3 protein-coding genes are annotated in these 1563 nt (G+C 54.4%); all 3 read left to right on the top strand.

What is annotated here, in order from left to right:
- A partial coding sequence (locus HWQ67_RS18105; RefSeq protein WP_218254094.1) for an OsmC family protein occupies window positions 1–345 on the top strand: 345 nt, incomplete at its 5' end.
- Window positions 342–1034: a RadC family protein gene (gene radC, locus HWQ67_RS18100; protein WP_218254093.1), complete on the top strand. Its 693-nt coding sequence runs from the start codon at window positions 342–344 to the stop codon at window positions 1032–1034. The genes HWQ67_RS18105 and radC, both read left to right, overlap by 4 nt.
- A 9-nt stretch (window positions 1035–1043) precedes the next feature.
- A partial coding sequence (locus HWQ67_RS18095) for a GAF domain-containing protein (RefSeq protein ID WP_218254092.1) occupies window positions 1044–1563 on the top strand: 520 nt, incomplete at its 3' end.

The following is a 1563-nucleotide window of genomic DNA, read 5'->3' as shown; positions in this document are numbered from 1 at the left end:
TACGAAATAGACTACGACGCAAACGTCGAATGGGGATGTCAGCCGTCGGAACCGGTGATGATGAGCCTTGCGGCGTGCATATCCACAGACTGCCTCATGTTTCTGCAAAAGATGAAGGCGACGATCACCGCCATGAAGACCAATATTACGGGCATTAAACAAGAGTCCCCCCCCCACTACTTCACGGGCTTTGACATAATGCTCTACATAACGGGTAAAAACCTCACGGAGAAAAAAGTAGACAGGGCACTCGACCTCTCAATCAACAAGTACTGCGGCGTCTACCACTCCCTCAGAAGAGACATCAAGCTCAACGTCAAGTATGAGTTAACCAAAGAGGAATGACCAAGGCCAATGGCAGCAAACCCCACTACCTGGGACATCGCCGCAGACTCAGAGACAGGTACGTCAGAGGCGGCATAGACTCACTCAACGACTACGAGGCCGTTGAACTGTTGCTGACATTTGTCCACAGCCGCAGGGATGTAAAGCCCCAGGCCAATGACCTGTTGGGCCGGTTTGACGGCATCCGGGGGCTGCTCGATGCCGGGATGGATGACCTGATTGGGGTCGGCGGGGTCGGCAGACAGACTGCCATACTGATAAAGCTGGCCAGGGACTTCGTGGAACTCTATATGCGTGAGACACTCCTGGAGAGGCAGGTGGTCCGCTGCCCCGATGACATTATTGATTATCTGAGAATATCCGTTGGCTCGCTCAAGGACGAGCGGTTTATGACGCTCTTCCTAAACGCCCGAAACGAAATCGTCGCCTTTGAGGTAGTCAGCGAGGGGACGGTCAACAGTACGGTCGTCTATCCGCGCAAGATATTTGAAAACGCCCTCAGACACAAGGCCACCGCTATGATCCTCGTCCACAACCACCCCAGTGGCAGCCTCAAGGTCTCAGCGGATGACATCAAGCTCACCAAGAACCTCAAGCGCACCGCAGAAACCCTCGGCATCGTCATCCACGACCACCTGATCGTGACCAACGATGACTACGTAAGCCTCAGCCAAAAGGGGCTGATATAGCCTGTCCGGATGAGACGAGACACCGCAGAACTAAACGTCATCTATGAGATAAGCAAGTTGCTTGGTTCCTCGCTGGACATCCACAGGACGCTCAAGATGACGATGAAGTTTCTGTGCGTGTTCCTCGACCTCAAGCGCGCAACCGTAGCCCTCATGGAAGACAGTGAACTGGTGGTACGTGCCGCCCACGGCCTCAGTCGCGGCGAAATAGAACTCGGACGATACAAGAAGGGCGAGGGTGTCATGGGTCAGGTGGCCAAGTCGGGTTATCCCATCGTCATCCCTAACATAAAGGACGAGCCGTTTTTCCTCAACAAGACGGGGGCACGTCCTGACATCGGCAATGAGGATGTCGCCTTTTTGTGTGTTCCGGTCAAGTTTGGTCGTGAGATACTGGGGGTGTTGAGTGTGGACAGACCGCTTGAGTCAAAGGGCATATCCCTGGATGATGACCTGAGGCTGTTGAAGATCGTATCGGCGTTGATAGCGCAGGCGGTCAGGCTCCACGGGCAGGTGCAGCAGGAAAAGC

It is taken from the genome of Candidatus Magnetobacterium casense (genome assembly GCF_019173545.1).
GTDB lineage: Bacteria > Nitrospirota > Thermodesulfovibrionia > Thermodesulfovibrionales > Magnetobacteriaceae > Magnetobacterium > Magnetobacterium cryptolimnobacter.
Note: the sequence above shows the minus strand (reverse complement) of the source record. Positions and strands in the feature narration are given on the sequence as shown.

Coding starts and splice junctions, on each gene's coding strand:
- radC (WP_218254093.1), top strand. CDS start 342: ATGACCAAGGCCAATGGCAGCAAACCCCACTACCTGGGACATCGCCGC.